15 protein-coding genes are annotated in these 16,547 nt (G+C 64.2%); 13 read left to right on the top strand and 2 right to left on the bottom strand.

Annotation, left to right across the window (positions count from 1 at the left end; all coding sequences use genetic code 11):
- Window positions 1-49: 49 nt before the first annotated feature.
- The 12 genes from IVB45_RS00850 to IVB45_RS00905 all read left to right on the top strand — a co-directional run bounded on the left by IVB45_RS00850 (window position 50) and on the right by IVB45_RS00905 (window position 14,137).
- On the top strand, window positions 50-697 hold the full coding sequence (locus IVB45_RS00850; RefSeq protein ID WP_247358206.1) for an arylesterase: 648 nt from the start codon (window positions 50-52) through the stop codon (window positions 695-697).
- Window positions 698-871: 174 nt separating this feature from the next.
- Complete coding sequence (gene thpR / locus IVB45_RS00855) at window positions 872-1,408, top strand: RNA 2',3'-cyclic phosphodiesterase (protein WP_247358171.1); 537 nt, start codon at window positions 872-874, stop codon at window positions 1,406-1,408.
- A gap of 207 nt (window positions 1,409-1,615) precedes the next feature.
- Entirely contained in the window at window positions 1,616-2,800 is a 1,185-nt protein-coding gene (gene zapE / locus IVB45_RS00860) for a cell division protein ZapE (RefSeq protein ID WP_027566398.1), read from the top strand.
- 202 nt (window positions 2,801-3,002) lie between these two features.
- On the top strand, window positions 3,003-3,971 hold the full coding sequence (gene mdh / locus IVB45_RS00865) for a malate dehydrogenase (RefSeq protein ID WP_007598869.1): 969 nt from the start codon (window positions 3,003-3,005) through the stop codon (window positions 3,969-3,971).
- Window positions 3,972-4,188: 217 nt separating this feature from the next.
- Window positions 4,189-5,385: an ADP-forming succinate--CoA ligase subunit beta gene (gene sucC / locus IVB45_RS00870; RefSeq protein ID WP_007604323.1), complete on the top strand. Its 1,197-nt coding sequence runs from the start codon at window positions 4,189-4,191 to the stop codon at window positions 5,383-5,385.
- A 4-nt stretch (window positions 5,386-5,389) separates the two neighbouring features.
- Entirely contained in the window at window positions 5,390-5,869 is a 480-nt protein-coding gene (locus tag IVB45_RS00875) for a DUF1579 family protein (RefSeq protein ID WP_027566400.1), read from the top strand.
- 34 nt (window positions 5,870-5,903) lie between these two features.
- The gene (gene sucD / locus IVB45_RS00880) at window positions 5,904-6,788 is read left to right on the top strand and encodes a succinate--CoA ligase subunit alpha (RefSeq protein WP_007604325.1); all 885 of its coding nucleotides are present in this window, start codon (window positions 5,904-5,906) and stop codon (window positions 6,786-6,788) included.
- Window positions 6,789-6,925: 137 nt separating this feature from the next.
- Window positions 6,926-9,895: a 2-oxoglutarate dehydrogenase E1 component gene (locus IVB45_RS00885; RefSeq protein ID WP_027566402.1), complete on the top strand. Its 2,970-nt coding sequence runs from the start codon at window positions 6,926-6,928 to the stop codon at window positions 9,893-9,895.
- A 165-nt stretch (window positions 9,896-10,060) separates the two neighbouring features.
- Entirely contained in the window at window positions 10,061-11,305 is a 1,245-nt protein-coding gene (gene odhB, locus IVB45_RS00890; RefSeq protein WP_247284919.1) for a 2-oxoglutarate dehydrogenase complex dihydrolipoyllysine-residue succinyltransferase, read from the top strand.
- Window positions 11,306-11,369: 64 nt separating this feature from the next.
- Window positions 11,370-12,119, top strand: coding sequence for an SDR family oxidoreductase (locus IVB45_RS00895; RefSeq protein WP_247358170.1), 750 nt, complete (start codon window positions 11,370-11,372; stop codon window positions 12,117-12,119).
- 56 nt (window positions 12,120-12,175) lie between these two features.
- A complete protein-coding gene (gene lpdA / locus IVB45_RS00900; RefSeq protein WP_247358169.1) occupies window positions 12,176-13,573 on the top strand; it encodes a dihydrolipoyl dehydrogenase in 1,398 nt (465 codons plus the stop codon).
- Window positions 13,574-13,606: 33 nt separating this feature from the next.
- Complete coding sequence (locus IVB45_RS00905) at window positions 13,607-14,137, top strand: hypothetical protein (protein WP_027566406.1); 531 nt, start codon at window positions 13,607-13,609, stop codon at window positions 14,135-14,137.
- Between the two features lie 144 nt (window positions 14,138-14,281).
- Here the strand turns inward: IVB45_RS00905 and IVB45_RS00910 are convergent, their stop codons facing one another.
- Complete coding sequence (locus IVB45_RS00910; RefSeq protein WP_027566407.1) at window positions 14,282-14,872, bottom strand: DUF4337 domain-containing protein; 591 nt, start codon at window positions 14,870-14,872, stop codon at window positions 14,282-14,284.
- Between the two features lie 117 nt (window positions 14,873-14,989).
- On the opposite strand from IVB45_RS00910, the gene IVB45_RS00915 reads away from it, so the two are divergent.
- Window positions 14,990-15,562 (top strand): hypothetical protein, encoded by a 573-nt coding sequence (locus IVB45_RS00915; RefSeq protein WP_247358168.1) that lies wholly within the window; start codon window positions 14,990-14,992, stop codon window positions 15,560-15,562.
- A gap of 4 nt (window positions 15,563-15,566) precedes the next feature.
- On the opposite strand, the gene IVB45_RS00920 is transcribed toward IVB45_RS00915, so the two are convergent.
- Window positions 15,567-16,532 (bottom strand): tyrosine recombinase XerC, encoded by a 966-nt coding sequence (locus IVB45_RS00920; RefSeq protein ID WP_247358167.1) that lies wholly within the window; start codon window positions 16,530-16,532, stop codon window positions 15,567-15,569.
- Window positions 16,533-16,547: the final 15 nt, after the last annotated feature.

Below are 16,547 nucleotides of genomic sequence, written 5' to 3' on the forward strand. Positions count from 1 at the left end.
GTCATATGGCAACTCCGTACGCGCGGTCGAGAGGCGTTACGGATTGTTCATGCACATAGCCGTGTTGATGTTCGCTTTGATGACGGTCGCAAATCCGGCATGGGCTCCGGCATGGGCCGAGGCGGCGAAGCCGATCAAGCTGGTGGTTCTCGGCGATTCCCTGAGCGCCGGCCTCGGCCTCCCGGCCCAGCAAGCGTTCCCCACCAAGCTTCAAAAAGCTTTGCAAGACAAAGGCATAGCGGTCGACATGACCAATGCCGGGGTCTCCGGCGACACCTCCTCGGGGGGCCGTGACCGGCTCGACTGGTCGGTCCCCGACGGAACCGACGGTGTGATCATCGAGCTCGGCGCCAACGATGCGCTGCGCGGCATCGATCCCGATTTGACGCGCGCCGCGCTGGCCGAGATCGTCCAGCGCCTCAAGGCGCGCAAGATCGCGGTGATGCTGTGCGGCATGCTGGCGCCGCCGAATTACGGCGCGGACTATGCCGCGCGCTTCAATTCGATTTATCCGGATCTGGCGAAAAAATTTGGCGTGCCGCTCTATCCGTTTTTTCTCGACGGTGTCGCGGCCGATGCCAAGCTCAACCAGGCCGACGGCATTCATCCGACCGCGGCCGGCGTCGACATCATCGTCAGGAATATCTTGCCCACGGTTGAGGCATTCATTGGCACGATAGCTGAGCAGTGGCGTTGAAAAGCAGGCAGCGCCGACCGTAATTCCCAGGGTTTTACCGGGGTGAGGCGCGCGATGCTTCGCAGAGTCACACAACTGCGATAGGAATTAAGGTACCGGTGATTCGTCGCCGGCTCTAAAATTTGGATATGATCTTGCCCTGGGATCATGCCCAAGCATCGGGAGTGCGAAACGATGCCGCGTTTGTTCACTGGTCTGGAAATTCCGGCCGAGATTGGCCAGTCGCTTTCCAATTTGCGGGGCGGCCTTCCCGGCGCCCGCTGGATCGATCCCGAGAATTACCACGTCACCCTGCGCTTCATCGGCAATATCGACGGCATGTCCGCCAACGAAATCGCCTCGATGCTGTTTCGCGTCGATCGCAAGCCGTTCGAGGTGAAGGTGCAGGGTTTGCAGAGTTTCGGCGGACGCAAGCCGCGCGCGGTGGTCGCCACCATCGTGCCGAGCAAGCCGCTGATGGAATTGCAGGCCGAGCTCGAGCGCCTGATGCAACGGATCGGCCTCGACCCGGAAGGCCGCAAGTTCATCCCGCATGTCACGCTGGCCCGGCTGCACGACGCCAGCGACCGTGACGTCGCCGATTATCTCTCGCTGCGCGGCTATTTTCCCAGCAAGGCGTTCACGGCCGAGCGTTTTGTTTTGTTCTCGTCCCGCGCCTCAACCGGCGGCGGCCCGTATGTGGTCGAGGACGCGTACGAGCTGTGTGAGTAGCGAAGCTCTGGTGCCCCGGACGCTGCGCAGCGCGAAGCCGTGCGCTGCAGAGCCGGGGCCCATCGCTCCACGATCGATGTACCAAATGGTGGGTCGCGGCTCTGCGCAGCAGCGTTGCACGCTGGAGCGCGTCCGGGACACCGAACGCATAGCGCCCCGCCCCAATTCACGGCTTGCAATTTCCGCTCATCTCTGGCGGTAAAGAGCATGCTCTCGACCCCCAGTTCCTCATTCCGCGAGGCCTATCAGGCCCAGATCGCGTCCGGCGCGATCGAGCCCGATGCTGCGCAGGCCGAAATTGCCGACGCCTATGCGGCGCTCGACCAGCGGCTCGCCGATTACAAGCCGGCGCGCAAGCAGGGCCTGCTCAGCCGCCTGTTCAGCAGCGACAAGGACGAGGCGCCCCACGGACTCTACGTCCATGGCGAGGTCGGTCGCGGCAAGACCATGCTGATGGATCTGTTCTTCCAGCACTCGACCGTCGAGCACAAGCGGCGCGCGCATTTCCACGAATTCATGGCCGAGGTGCACGAGCGCATCTACGATTTTCGCCAGGGCATCGCGCGCGGCGAGATCGCCGATGGCGACGTCATCGCGCTGACCGCGCATGCGATCTTCGAGGAGAGCTGGCTGCTCTGTTTCGACGAATTCCACGTCACCGACATCGCGGACGCGATGATCCTCGGCCGCCTGTTCGCAAAGCTGCTGGAGCTCGGCACCGTCGTGGTCGCGACCTCCAACGTCGCGCCTGACGACCTCTACAAGGGCGGTCTGAATCGTTCGCTGTTCCTGCCCTTCATCAGGCAGATCACCGATCACATGGACGTGCTGCGGCTCGACGCGCGCACCGACTTCCGGCTGGAAAAGCTTCAGGGCGTGCCGATGTGGCTGACGCCGGCGGACACTGAGGCGGACGCCGCGCTCGACCGTGCCTGGTCGAAGATGTCAGGCGGCGCCAAATGCAAGTCGCGGGATATTTCGATCAAGGGCCGCACCCTGCACGTGCCGTGCTCGGCCCACGGCGTGGCGCGCTTCGCGTTCGCCGATCTCTGCGAGAAGCCGCTCGGGGCGTCGGACTATCTCAGGCTGGCGCACGATTATCACACCATCCTGGTCGACCATATTCCAGTGATGGATTTCTCCCAGCGCAACGCCGCCAAGCGCTTCATCACGCTGATCGACACGCTCTATGACAATGCCGTGAAGCTGATGGCCTCGGCCGATGCCAACCCGATCTCGCTCTATCTTGCCAACGAGGGCAACGAGGCCAACGAGTTCAAGCGCACCGCCTCGCGCCTGATCGAAATGAGCTCGGAATCCTATCTGGCGCTGCCCCACGGCCGCAAGGATTCCACCGCCAGCGGCTCGACCAAAGGTTTGGTTGAGACGTAAAGGGCTTGGGCGAGACTTAAGTCCTATTTGCCAGCGCTGTCATTCCGGGCTCGGCGCTTCCCAAGCCCCGGAATGACGAGGTTGCGCTCGAATACGCGGCAAGCCCGACAATTGGGCAAGCCGTGACTTGAACGGGGGAGGCGAAAGGGATAACCACCCGTCTCAGTTTTCCCCTCCTTACGTGTCTAAAGGACAGGCTCACATGGCGCGCGACAAGATTGCTTTGATTGGCTCCGGTCAGATCGGCGGAACGCTGGCTCATCTCATCGGCCTGAAAGAGCTGGGCGACGTGGTGATGTTCGACATCGCCGAGGGCGTGCCGCAGGGCAAGGCGCTCGACATCGCGCAGTCCTCGCCGGTCGACGGCTTTGACGCACACTACACCGGCGCCAACTCCTACGAGGCGCTCGACAACGCAAAAGTTTGCATCGTCACCGCCGGCGTGCCGCGCAAGCCCGGCATGAGCCGCGACGACCTCCTCTCCATCAACCTCAAGGTCATGGAGCAGGTCGGCGCGGGCATCAAGAAGTACGCCCCCGACGCCTTCGTCATCTGCATCACCAACCCGCTCGACGCGATGGTCTGGGCGCTGCAGAAGGCTAGCGGCCTGCCGCACAAGAAGGTCGTCGGCATGGCCGGCGTGCTGGATTCGTCGCGCTTCCGCTACTTCCTGGCCGACGAGTTCAACGTTTCGGTCGAAGACGTCACCGCCTTCGTACTGGGCGGCCATGGCGACACCATGGTGCCGCTGGTAAAATACTCCACCGTCGCCGGCATCCCGCTGCCCGATCTCGTCAAGATGGGCTGGACCTCCCAGGCGCGCCTCGACGAGATCGTCGACCGCACCCGCAACGGCGGCGCCGAGATCGTCAATCTGCTCAAGACCGGCTCGGCCTTCTACGCGCCGGCGGCTTCCGCGATCGCGATGGCCGAGAGCTATCTGCGTGACAAGAAGCGCGTGCTGGCCTCGGCCGCCTACCTGAACGGCGAATACGGCGTGAAGGACATGTATGTCGGTGTGCCCGTCGTGATCGGCTCCAAGGGCGTCGAGCGCGTCGTCGAGATCGAGCTCGTCGGCAAGGACCGCGAAGCCTTCGACAAGTCGGTCGGCGCGGTGCAGGGTCTGGTTGACGCCTGCAAGAAGATCGCACCGGATCTTCTGGGCCGCTAAGGTCAAATATTCCGCCGAAGACCGAAGCCCGGTCTTCGGCGGTTTCATTTCCGGGGTTCCGCCAAACCTTGTTTAAGGTTGGGGCGGGTCCTGGTCCGCAAGTCCAGAGATCGATGTCAGAGAATCCGGGTTGCAGTTCCTGTGGTATATGGTATGCCAGCCACAAGACTGAGGTGGGCCTACGAGGTCACCGCCCGCGGGTTCAGGGAGCGACCATATGAATATCCATGAATATCAGGCCAAAGCGCTGCTGAACGAGTTCGGCGTCGCGATCTCCAAGGGCGTTCCGGTCCTGAAGGCGGCCGACGCGGACGCAGCGGCAAAGGCACTTCCGGGCCCGGTCTGGGTCGTGAAGAGCCAGATCCACGCCGGCGGCCGCGGCAAGGGCAAGTTCAAGGAAGCCTCGGCCGGCGACAAGGGCGGCGTCCGCATCGCCAAGTCGGCCGCGGAGGTTTCCGAATTCGCCAAGCAGATGCTCGGCGCCACGCTCGTCACCATCCAGACCGGCCCCGCCGGCAAGCAGGTCAACCGCCTCTACATCGAGGACGGCTCCGACATCGACAAGGAATTCTACCTCTCGATCCTGGTCGACCGCGAGACCTCCCGCGTCTCCTTCGTGGTGTCGACCGAGGGCGGCGTCAATATCGAGGACGTCGCGCACAACAGCCCTGAGAAGATCGTGACCTTCTCGATCGATCCCGCGACCGGCATCATGGGCCATCACGGCCGCACCGTCGCGAACGCGCTAAAACTCTCCGGCGATCTCGCCAAGCAGGCCGAGAAGCTCACCGCGCAGCTCTACGCGGCCTTCGTCGCCAAGGACATGTCGATGCTGGAGATCAACCCGCTGGTCGTGACCAAGCAGGGTCAGCTCCGCGTGCTCGACGCCAAGGTGTCGTTCGACGACAACGCCCTGTTCCGTCACCCCGAGGTGCTCGCGCTGCGCGACGAGACCGAGGAAGACGCCAAGGAAATCGAGGCGTCGAAATACGACCTCAACTACGTCACCCTCGACGGCAATATCGGCTGCATGGTCAACGGCGCCGGCCTCGCGATGGCGACGATGGACATCATCAAGCTCTACGGCATGGCGCCGGCGAACTTCCTCGACGTCGGCGGCAGCGCCAGCAAGGAAAAGGTCGCGGCCGCCTTCAAGATCATCACCGCGGATCCCAACGTGAAGGGCATTCTGGTCAACATCTTCGGTGGCATCATGAAGTGCGACGTGATCGCCGAGGGCGTCACCGCCGCCGTCCGTGAAGTCGGCCTCAGCGTGCCGCTGGTGGTTCGCCTCGAAGGCACCAATGTCGAGCTGGGCAAGAAGATCATCCGTGAATCCGGCCTGAACGTGGTGCCGGCCGACAATCTCGACGACGCCGCGCAGAAGATCGTGAAGGCCGTCAAGGGAGGCTGAGGCCATGACCCAGGACCATCTCGCTGCATCATCCCCGCTGCCGGAGCACGCGCGTCTTGCCGCGTTCGCCGGTGAATGGAATGGCGAAGAGGTGGTCTTTGCGTCGCGCTGGACGGAGGGCGGGACGGCGACCTCTCGCGTTGTGGCCCACATGGATCTCAATGGCTTCTATCTGATCCAGGACTCGGTCCAGACCCGCGACGGCAAGCAGAGCTTCGCCACCCACGGGATCTTCACTTTCGACCGCGAAGACCGGACCTACAAATTGTTCTGGTACGACTCGCTCGGCTACACGCCGCCCTCGCCCGCCTCCGGCGGGTGGGTCGGCAAGACCCTGACGCTGGTGCGCGGCTCGCTCCGCGGCAATGCGCGCCACGTCTATGAAATCATCGACGACGATTCCTATTCGTTGAAGATCCAGTTCTCGCCGGACGCGGAAGGCTGGGCCGACGTGCTCACCGGCGTCTACCGCCGCATCCACTGACCTCTCACTCGTTAGTTTCGCGAAAGCAGACCTCATGTCCATCCTGATCGACAAGAACACCAAGGTCATCTGCCAGGGCTTTACCGGCAAGAACGGCACCTTCCATTCGGAGGCCGCGATTGCCTACGGCACCAAGATGGTCGGCGGCACTTCGCCCGGCAAAGGCGGCGCGACGCATCTGGGCCTGCCGGTGTTCGACACCGTGCGCGAGGCGCGTGAGAAGACCGGCGCCGATGCATCGGTGATCTATGTGCCGCCGCCGGGCGCGGCCGACGCGATTTGCGAAGCCATCGACGCCGAGATCCCGCTGATCGTCTGCATCACCGAAGGTATCCCGGTCATCGACATGGTCAGGGTGAAGCGTTCGCTGGCCGGCTCCAAGTCGCGCCTGATCGGGCCGAACTGCCCGGGTGTCATGACCGCCGGCGAGTGCAAGATCGGCATCATGCCGGCCAACATTTTCAAGACCGGCAGCGTCGGTATCGTCTCCCGCTCGGGCACCCTGACCTACGAAGCCGTGTTCCAGACCACCCAGGAAGGCCTCGGCCAGACCACGGCGGTCGGCATTGGCGGCGACCCGGTCAAGGGAACCGAGTTCATCGACGTGCTGGAAATGCTGCTCGGCGATCCCAAGACCGAGTCGATCATCATGATCGGCGAGATCGGCGGTTCCGCCGAGGAGGACGCCGCCCAGTTCCTTAAGGACGAGGCCAAGCGCGGCCGCAAGAAGCCGATGGTCGGTTTTATTGCCGGTGTCACGGCCCCTCCCGGCCGCCGCATGGGCCACGCCGGTGCGATCATTTCGGGTGGCAAGGGTGACGCTGGTTCCAAGACGGACGCGATGAAATCGGCTGGAATTACAGTGTCGCCGTCTCCCGCTCGCCTCGGCCACACGCTTGCCGAAAAATTGAAAGCCTGATTCACACCTTCGTAATTTTCCGGGCGAAGTTTCGCAGCAAATAGGGTAAATGGTGCCTGTCGCGCTGGTCCTCTGCCGGGGAGCCCAGCGCCAGCGCCGTTTGTTATGCGCGAACCGAAATCGCCAGGAACTCAAGCATGTCTCGCCAAGACGCGAACGCAGCCTTTGCCCTCTCCTCCTTTTTGCAGGGCACCAACGCCACCTACATCGACGAAATCTACGCCCGCTACGAGAAGGACCCGTCCTCGGTGGATGCCGAGTGGCAGGACTTCTTCAAGAGCCTCAACGACCAGCCGGGTGACATCAGCAAGAACGCCCAAGGCCCGTCCTGGGAGCGCGCCAACTGGCCGCTGACCCCGCAGGACGATCTGACCTCCGCGCTCGACGGCAATTGGGCGGAAGTCGAGAAGACGGTCGGCGCCAAGATCGCCGCCAAGGCGCAGGCCAAGGGTGGCGACAAGGCCGGCGGCCTTTCCTCCGCCGACCTGCTCCAGGCCACCCGCGACTCGGTCCGCGCGCTGATGCTGATCCGCTCCTACCGCATGCGCGGCCACTTCCACGCCAAGCTCGATCCGCTCGGCATCGAAGCCCAGCGCAATCGCGAAGAGCTCGACCCGCGGACCTACGGCTTCAGCGAAGCCGATTTCGACCGCAAGATCTTCCTCGACCATGTGCTCGGTCTCGAATACGCCAGCTTGCGCGAAATCACCGCGATCTGCGAGCGCACCTACTGCCAGACGCTCGGCGTCGAGTTCATGCACATTACGAACGCGGCGCAGAAGGCGTGGATCCAGGAGCGCATCGAGGGGCCGGACAAGGAAATCTCCTTCACCCGCGAAGGCCGCCGCGCCATCCTGATGAAGCTGGTCGAAGCCGAAGGCTTCGAGAAGTTCTGCGACACCAAGTTCACCGGCACCAAGCGCTTCGGCCTGGACGGTGCTGAATCGCTGATCCCCGCGCTGGAGCAGATCATCAAGCGCGGCGGCAATCTCGGCGTGAAGGAGGTCGTGCTGGGCATGCCGCATCGCGGCCGCCTCAACGTGCTGACCCAGGTGATGGGCAAGCCGCATCGCGCGCTGTTCCACGAGTTCAAGGGCGGTTCGGCCAATCCTGATGCGGTCGAAGGCTCGGGCGACGTCAAGTATCACCTCGGTGCGTCCTCGGACCGCGAGTTCGACGGCAACCGCATCCATCTGTCGCTGACCGCCAACCCCTCGCATCTCGAGATCGTCGATCCCGTCGTGCTCGGCAAAGTCCGCGCCAAGCAGGACCAGCACGGCGATCCGCCGGATATGCGCATCTCGGTGATGCCGCTGCTGATGCATGGCGACGCAGCGTTTGCGGGCCAAGGCGTGGTCGCGGAATGCTTCGGCCTGTCGGACCTGAAGGGCTACCGCACCGGCGGATCCGTGCACTTCATCGTCAACAACCAGATCGGCTTCACCACCTATCCGCGTTATTCCCGTTCGTCGCCTTACCCGTCCGATGTGGCGAAGATGATCGACGCGCCGATCTTCCACGTCAACGGCGACGATCCGGAAGCCGTCGTGTTCGCGGCCAAGGTCGCGACCGAGTTCCGGCAGAAATTCCACAAGCCCGTCGTCATCGACATGTTCTGCTACCGCAGGCATGGCCATAACGAGGGCGACGAGCCGGCTTTCACCCAGCCGGTGATGTACAAGAAGATCGCGGCCCATCCCTCGACGCTCGAGCTCTACGCCCGCCGTCTCATCAGTGAAGGTGTGCTGACCGAGGGCGAGGTCGAGAAAGCCAAGGCCGACTGGCGCGCGCGGCTCGATGCCGAGCTCGAAGCCGGCTCCGGCTACAAGCCCAACAAGGCCGACTGGCTCGACGGCAAATGGGCCGGCTTCAAGATCGCCGATCAGGAAGAAGACGCGCGGCGTGGCGTCACCGGCGTCGACATCACCGCACTGAAGGACATCGGTCGCAAGATCACCAAGGTGCCGGATGGTTTCCGCGTCCACCGCACGATCCAGCGCTTCCTCGAAAACCGCGCCAAGGCGATCGACGGCGGCACGGGCATCGACTGGGCGACCGGCGAGGCGCTGGCTTTCTGCACGCTGCTCAACGAGAACCACCATGTCCGCCTGTCCGGACAGGATTCGGAGCGCGGCACCTTCTCGCAGCGCCACTCGGTCCTGATCGACCAGGAAGACGAGAGCCGCTACACGCCGTTCAACCATCTCGGTCACGAGCAGGGCCATTACGAGGTCATCAACTCGCTGCTGTCGGAAGAAGCCGTGCTTGGCTTCGAATACGGCTATTCGCTCGCCGAGCCGAACACGTTGACCCTGTGGGAAGCGCAGTTCGGCGACTTCGCCAACGGCGCGCAGGTCGTGTTCGACCAGTTCATTTCCTCGGGTGAGCGCAAATGGCTGCGCATGTCCGGCCTCGTCTGCCTCCTGCCGCATGGCTATGAAGGCCAGGGGCCGGAGCACTCCTCGGCGCGTCTGGAGCGTTATCTCCAGATGTGCGCGGAAGACAACATGCAGGTGGTCTATCCGACCACGCCGGCGAACTACTTCCACGTGCTGCGCCGGCAGCTCCACCGCGAGATCCGCAAGCCGCTGATCGTGATGACGCCGAAGTCGCTGCTGCGTCACAAGCGGGCGGTGTCGCGTCTCGAGGAGCTCGCGAAGGGAACGACCTTCCACCGCATCCTCTATGACGACGCCCAGATGCTGCCGAGCGAAGCGATCAAGCTCGTCCCCGACGAGAAGATCCGCCGCATCGTGCTCTGCTCGGGCAAGGTCTATTACGACCTCTACGAGGAGCGCGAGAAGCGCGGGATGGACGACATCTATCTGATGCGCGTCGAGCAGCTCTATCCGGTGCCGCTGAAGGCGCTGGTGGCCGAGCTGTCGCGCTTCAAGAAGGCCGAAGTGGTGTGGTGCCAGGAAGAGCCCCGCAACATGGGTGCCTGGCACTTCATCGAGCCCTATCTGGAATGGGTGCTGAACCAGGTGAACGGTGCGAGCCGGCGTCCGCGTTATGTCGGCCGCGCCGCCTCCGCCGCGACCGCGACCGGTCTGATGTCGAAGCATCAGGCCCAGTTGAAGGCGTTCCTGGACGAAGCATTGAGCTGAGAAGTTTTTTAGGACGCTGTCATCGCCCGCGAAGGCGGGCGATCCAGTACGCCGTGACGGCCGTGATGACCACGAACGCCGCGGAGTACTGGATGCCCCGCCTTCGCGGGGCATGACACCTGTGAAATTCCCGACCGCATTGGCGATCTCCTTAAGGAAAAGACCATGACTGAAATTCGTGTGCCGACCCTCGGCGAATCCGTCACCGAGGCCACCATCGGCCGCTGGTTCAAGAAGGCCGGCGATCCCGTCGCCGTCGACGAGCCCCTGGTGGAGCTCGAGACCGACAAGGTGACCATCGAAGTCCCGGCGCCCTCCGCCGGCACGCTGAGCGAGATCATCGCCGCCGATGGCGCCACCGTCGCGGTCGGCGCGCTGCTTGGCCAGATTACCGAAGGTGCCGCCGGCGCTGCCAAGCCGGCTGCCGCTGCGCCCGCAAAGCCCGCGGCTGCCGCTCCTGCTGCCGCCGCTGCGGCTGCTCCCGCTGCGGCGAAGGCGCCGCCGGCCGATGCGCCGCTCGCCCCGTCCGTGCGCAAGCTCTCGGCCGAGACCGGCGTCGACGCCTCGACGGTTCCCGGCTCCGGCAAGGACGGCCGCGTCACCAAGGGCGACATGCTCGCCGCGATCGAGCGTGCGGCCTCGGCGCCGACCCCGGTCAACCAGCCGGCTGCTGCGGTTCAGGTCCGCGCACCCTCGCCGGCCGATGACGCCGCCCGCGAAGAGCGCGTCAAGATGACCCGGCTGCGCCAGACCATCGCGCGCCGCCTCAAGGACGTGCAGAACACCGCCGCCATGCTCACGACCTTCAACGAGGTCGACATGACCAACGTCATGGCGCTGCGCGCCCACTACAAGGATGCGTTCGAGAAGAAGCATGGATCGAAGCTCGGCTTCATGGGCTTCTTCACCAAGGCCGTCGTGCAGGGGCTGAAGGATATTCCGGCCGTCAACGCCGAGATCGATGGCACCGATCTGATCTACAAAAACTACTATCACATCGGCGTCGCCGTCGGCACCGACAAGGGCCTCGTCGTGCCCGTGGTGCGCGACTGCGACAACAAGTCGATCGCCGACATCGAAAAGGGCATCGCCGATTTCGGTCGCCGCGCCCGTGACGGCCAGCTCAAGATCGACGAGATGCAGGGCGGCACCTTCACCATCACCAACGGCGGCATCTACGGCTCGCTGATGTCGACCCCGATCCTCAACGCGCCGCAGTCCGGCATCCTCGGCATGCACAAGATCCAGGAGCGGCCGATGGTCGTCGGCGGCAAGATCGAGGTCCGCCCGATGATGTATCTGGCGCTGTCCTACGATCACCGCGTCATCGACGGCAAGGAAGCCGTGACCTTCCTGGTTCGCGTCAAGGAGAGCCTGGAAGATCCGGCGCGTCTGGTGCTCGATCTCTGATCCCTGATGCTCTGCGAGCGCCGTCGCCTTTCGCGACGGCGCGTGTCGAACCATGGAGGCGCGCGTGACCGATAAAGTCGTTGTCATCACCGGCGGCAGCCGCGGCATTGGCCGGGCGACCGCGATTGCGGCAGCCAAGCGCGGCTTCCGAATCGTCGTCGGCTATGCCAGCAACAAGACGGCCGCCGACGAGGTGGTCGCGGAGATCGCGGCCAGCAACGGCAAGGCCATCGCGGTGAAATGCGACGTCGCCGAGGAAAGCGACATCCTTGCGTTGTTCAAGGCCGCGGACGCGTTCGGCACGCTCGGCGCGCTCGTCAACAATGGCGGTATCGTCGGAACCAGCGGCGTGCGCGTCGACGAGATGTCGGCCGAGCGCATCCAGCGCGTGATGGCGGTCAACGTCACCGGCTCCATCCTCTGCGCGCGCGAAGCGGTGAAGCGGATGTCGACCAGGCACGGCGGCCAGGGCGGCGTCATCGTCAATCTGTCATCGGTTGCCGCCAAGCTCGGCGCGCCGAACACCTATGTCGACTATGCCGCGTCCAAGGGCGCGATCGATTCCTTCACCGTCGGCCTCGGCTATGAGGTTGCCGGCGAGGGCATTCGCGTCGCGGGCATCCGGCCCGGCCTGATCGACACCGAAATCCACGCTGCCGGCGGTGAGCCCGACCGCGCCCATCGTCTGGCCCATATGGTGCCGATGAAGCGCGTCGGTACTGCCGATGAAGTCGCCAATGCCATCGTCTGGCTGATGTCGGACGATGCCTCCTACGTCACCTCAGCCATTCTCGATGTGTCCGGCGGACGCTGACGCGCCGCGCGGACGCCGACACATCCCTCAACGCTAAACTTACGGGACTTTCTCTCATGGCATACGATCTCGTCGTCATCGGCACCGGACCGGGCGGTTATGTCTGCGCGGTGCGTGCAGCGCAGCTCGGCATGAAAGTCGCCGTGGTCGAAAAGAACGCGACGCTCGGCGGCACCTGCCTCAATGTCGGCTGCATGCCGTCGAAGGCGCTTCTGCACGCCTCCGAAATGTTCGAGGAGGCCGGGCATTCCTTCGCCAAGATGGGCGTCAGCGTCTCCGCGCCGAAGCTCGATTTGCCTGCGATGATGAACTTCAAGCAGCAGGGCATCGACGGCAACGTCAAGGGCGTCGAGTTCCTGATGAAGAAGAACAAGATCGACGTGCTCAAGGGCGCAGGCAAGATCCTCGGCACCGGCAAGGTCGAAGTCTCCGCCGACGGCAAGTCGCAGGTAATCGAAACCAAGAGCATCGTGATCGCGACCGGCTCGGACATCGCGCGCCTCAAGGGCATCGAGATCGACGAAACGCGCATCGTGTCGTCGACCGGCGCGCTGTCGCTGGACAAGGTCCCCGGCAAGCTGCTGATCGTCGGCGCCGGCGTGATCGGCCTCGAGCTCGGCTCGGTCTGGCACCGTCTCGGCGCCGAAGTGGTCGTCGTCGAATTCCTGGATCGCATCCTGCCCGGCATGGACGGCGAGATCGCCAAGCAATTCCAGCGCATCCTGGAGAAGCAGGGCTTTGCCTTCAAGCTGGGTGCCAAGGTCACGGGCGTGGACACCTCCGGCAAGACGCTGAAGGCGACGGTCGAGCCCGCCGCGGGCGGCGCTGCCGAGACGCTGGAAGCCGACGTCGTTCTCGTCTGTATCGGCCGTGTGCCGTACACGGAGGGGCTGGGCCTGAAGGAAGCCGGCGTGGCGCTCGACAATCGCGGCCGCGTGCAGATCGATCCGCACTTCGCCACCAGCGTGAAGGGCGTCTATGCCATCGGCGACGTCGTCGCGGGCCCGATGCTCGCGCACAAGGCCGAAGATGAAGGTGTCGCTGTTGCCGAGATCATCGCCGGGCAGGCCGGCCACGTGAACTACGATGTTATCCCAGGCGTCGTGTATACCACGCCGGAAGTATCCTCCGTCGGCAAAACCGAGGAGGAGCTGAAGCAGGCGGGCGTGGCCTATACCGTCGGAAAGTTTCCCTTTACCGCCAACGGCCGCTCCAAGGTCAACCAGACCACCGACGGCTTTGTGAAGATTCTCGCAGATGCGAAGACCGATCGCGTGCTCGGCGTGCACATTATCGGCCGCGAAGCCGGCGAAATGATCCATGAGGCGGCCGTTCTCATGGAGTTTGGCGGCAGCGCGGAGGATCTCGCGCGCACCTGCCACGCGCACCCGACCCGCTCGGAGGCCATCAAGGAAGCCGCGCTTGCAGTCGGCAAGCGGGCCATCCATATGTAGGTCGCGCCCAGCGCCGAATCGGGCGGGAAACACATGCTACGCCGCCTGCTTCAACCGGTCTGGGTCCTGCTTGCGATCATCTTCCTGATCGAAGCGTGGCTGTGGGACCATCTCGAACCGATCGTTGCGCGGGTTGTCGCCATTGTCCCGCTCGCGCGGTTCAAGCAATGGCTGTCGGACCGCGTCGATGCGCTGTCGCCGGCGATGACGCTGATCGTGTTCGCCGTGCCCATCATCCCGCTGTTTCCGCTCAAGCTGGTCGGCCTGTGGCTGCTCACGCACGAATATTGGACCAGCGCGGTCTTCACCATCGTGTTCGCAAAGCTGCTCGGGGTCGGCGTCACCGCCTTCGTGTTCGACGTGACGCGCGACAAGCTGATGGAGATGGCCTGGTTCGAGCGGCTCTATGATCTGGTGCTGAAGCTGCGTGCCAAGGCCGCCGAGCTGGTCGATCCGGTCAAGCGGCGCATCCGCGAGCTGATCGCCGGCAACGGCGAAGGCTGGTCCTCCCGCACGCTCCGCCTGATCCAGCGCTTTCGCAAGAGCGTGCACGAAGCGCGGTGAGTGTCGACGCTTGTTCAGTGTCATTGCCCGCGAAGGCGGGCAATCCAGTATTCCAGAGACAGTGAGGCTAGAATCGAGAGGCCGCGGCGTACTGGATGCCCCGCCTTCGCGGAGCATGACAGCGGAGTATGTGGCCTCATCCCCTCAATGCAAATGCACTAGATGCGGCAACCACAGACCGAGCCCAGTCATGATGAGCCCACCGATCGTCAGCAGGCCCGCGATCCAGGCGAGCGGCAGCATGCCGGTGATGATTGTGGCTGAGGCCAGCACGATGCCGATCTGGAAGGCGGCGGACGCCAGCTCGAAGTGATGATATTTCGCAGTCGCCTCGTCGCGCTCATGCTCGGCGTGCTTGGCCTTTTCGGCCAGCTGCTCGGTGCCTTCGCCGGTCTCCGGCTCGGAGCGGTAGCGCTGCGCGGTCTTCTGCCAGTCCTCGATCTGCTTCTGAGCCGCGGCCTTGGTGGCCTCGTCGGTCGCGGCGCCGAACGTCAGCTTGCCCTGCTCGGCCGCGGTCTGCACCACCGTGCGGCGGATGCTCTTGGCCTGGAAGAAGGCCCAGAGGTTGGAAGCCTCGACGTTCTTGCTGATCGATTCGGTCTGGGCGCCCTTGCCGAGCGTCTCGGAGATCGCCAGGAAAAGCGCCAGGACGGCGATCAGGAGCGCGATCTTCTTGTTCGAGCCGGACGCGTGTTCGGCGTGCTCGGCATGCTCCATGCTTTCATGTGCGCTCATAAATCCCTCCTGCCTGTTTACCAACGATTGACCGAACCGCGCGACGGGCGCAAGTGGCAAGCCGCGATGCCCGTTGCAATTAAGGGTTTCGCGTCCGGGCTGATCTAGTCCTGTCCTATGACCACAGCGGAATTCATCGCAGCCTGCGTCTGGCCTTCCATCCTCGCCTCCGCGTTTGCGCTGCTGAAGGCCCGCAACACCGCGGCCTTTCCGTTCGTCGGCAAGATCGTCCTCGCGCTGGGCCTGATCTACATCGGCCTGTTGCGGCTTTATGACAAGAGCTCGATCATCGCAGTCAACGACGTCCATATCGGCCTCGTTGTTCTGGGCCTGATTATCGTCGGCTCGCAGCTGCGACAACCTCCGCTGTACGGCTCATGGCGCGACAAGGCGAGGGCGTTCGCCTCGATGATCCTGATCGTGCTGCTCGGCAGCGGTCTTGCATGGTATGCCGGACGAATGCTGTTTCTCGATCACCTGACGTCCCGCCTTGTGATCGAAGGTCGTGCCGATCGTGCGTGGAGGTCAGGTAGCCGCCGCCAGGCGGACTATCTCGTTCGCATCGCGGGCCAACCGGTGAAGGTCACGGCGCCGCTGTACGAGCGGCTGGAGACGTTCAGGCCGATGGTCCGCGTCGAGGTCGGGCGCGGCTCGAACTACGTTTACGATATCGAGTATCTCGCCAACTGAGCCGCTATCGTCGCGGATGCGCGCTGGCATAGACTTCCAGCAGCCGCTCGGCATCGATGCCGGTATAGATCTGCGTGGTCGAGAGCGAGGAATGGCCGAGCAATTCCTGGATCGCGCGCAAATCGCCGCCGCGTGACAACAGGTGCGTGGCGAAGGAATGCCGGAGCGCGTGCGGCGTGGCGCTGTCGGGCAGACCGAGCGCGCCGCGCAGCCGCTCCATCGCGAGCTGGATGATACGCGGGCTCAAGGGCCCGCCGCGTGCACCGACGAAGATCGGCCCCTCCGCCGGCAGCGGATACGGGCACATCGCGACATAGTCCTGCACCAGTGCGAGCACGTTCTGGAGCACCGGCACCATGCGGGTCTTGTTGCCTTTGCCTGTTACGATCAGCACGTCGCCTTCGCCGGGACGCGGCACCTCGCGGCGCGTCAGCCCCAGCGCTTCGGAGATGCGCAGGCCCGAGCCGTAGAGGAGAGCCATCACCGCGGCGTCGCGCGCAAGAATCCAGCTCTCGCGGTCCTCGCCGGCGCGCTCGTCGGCGTCCGCAAGACGTTTGGCCGATGCCATCGGCAGCGGTTTTGGCAGGCTCTTTGCGACTTTCGGCGCGCGGATCGCCGAGAGTGCGCCGACCTTGCCCTTGCCTTCGCGCTCGAGGAAGCGGCCGAACGAGCGCAGACCCGCGAGCGCGCGCATCAGCGAGCGGCCGGCAATGTCGTCGGCGCGGCGCATCGCCATGAAGGCCCTGATATCGGTGGCCTCCAGCGCGGCGAAACGCTTCAGCGTCACCCGCTCGCCCCAATGGCCGCAGAGGAAATTCAGGCACTGCCGCAAATCGCGGGCATAGGCTTCCAGCGTCTTCGGCGACAGCCGCCGCTCCGCGCCGAGATGCGACAGCCAGCGCGTCATCTCCTGCGCGATATCAGGATCGGCGCTGGCGAGCTCGATTTGTGGGACGGCCGCTTTGCTCATGCGCTCTGGACGTGG

It is taken from the genome of Bradyrhizobium sp. 4, from assembly GCF_023100905.1.
GTDB lineage: Bacteria > Pseudomonadota > Alphaproteobacteria > Rhizobiales > Xanthobacteraceae > Bradyrhizobium.

What these genes read in the sequence shown, in the direction of transcription:
- odhB (WP_247284919.1), top strand. Translation starts at nt 10,061, where the DNA reads ATGACTGAAATTCGTGTGCCGACCCTCGGCGAATCCGTCACCGAGGCC.
- IVB45_RS00885 (WP_027566402.1), top strand. Translation starts at nt 6,926, where the DNA reads ATGTCTCGCCAAGACGCGAACGCAGCCTTTGCCCTCTCCTCCTTTTTG.
- lpdA (WP_247358169.1), top strand. Translation starts at nt 12,176, where the DNA reads ATGGCATACGATCTCGTCGTCATCGGCACCGGACCGGGCGGTTATGTC.
- IVB45_RS00910 (WP_027566407.1), bottom strand. Translation starts at nt 14,872, where the DNA reads ATGAGCGCACATGAAAGCATGGAGCATGCCGAGCACGCCGAACACGCG.
- IVB45_RS00915 (WP_247358168.1), top strand. Translation starts at nt 14,990, where the DNA reads ATGACCACAGCGGAATTCATCGCAGCCTGCGTCTGGCCTTCCATCCTC.
- thpR (WP_247358171.1), top strand. Translation starts at nt 872, where the DNA reads ATGCCGCGTTTGTTCACTGGTCTGGAAATTCCGGCCGAGATTGGCCAG.
- IVB45_RS00905 (WP_027566406.1), top strand. Translation starts at nt 13,607, where the DNA reads ATGCTACGCCGCCTGCTTCAACCGGTCTGGGTCCTGCTTGCGATCATC.
- mdh (WP_007598869.1), top strand. Translation starts at nt 3,003, where the DNA reads ATGGCGCGCGACAAGATTGCTTTGATTGGCTCCGGTCAGATCGGCGGA.
- sucC (WP_007604323.1), top strand. Translation starts at nt 4,189, where the DNA reads ATGAATATCCATGAATATCAGGCCAAAGCGCTGCTGAACGAGTTCGGC.
- sucD (WP_007604325.1), top strand. Translation starts at nt 5,904, where the DNA reads ATGTCCATCCTGATCGACAAGAACACCAAGGTCATCTGCCAGGGCTTT.
- zapE (WP_027566398.1), top strand. Translation starts at nt 1,616, where the DNA reads ATGCTCTCGACCCCCAGTTCCTCATTCCGCGAGGCCTATCAGGCCCAG.
- IVB45_RS00850 (WP_247358206.1), top strand. Translation starts at nt 50, where the DNA reads ATGCACATAGCCGTGTTGATGTTCGCTTTGATGACGGTCGCAAATCCG.
- IVB45_RS00920 (WP_247358167.1), bottom strand. Translation starts at nt 16,532, where the DNA reads ATGAGCAAAGCGGCCGTCCCACAAATCGAGCTCGCCAGCGCCGATCCT.
- IVB45_RS00875 (WP_027566400.1), top strand. Translation starts at nt 5,390, where the DNA reads ATGACCCAGGACCATCTCGCTGCATCATCCCCGCTGCCGGAGCACGCG.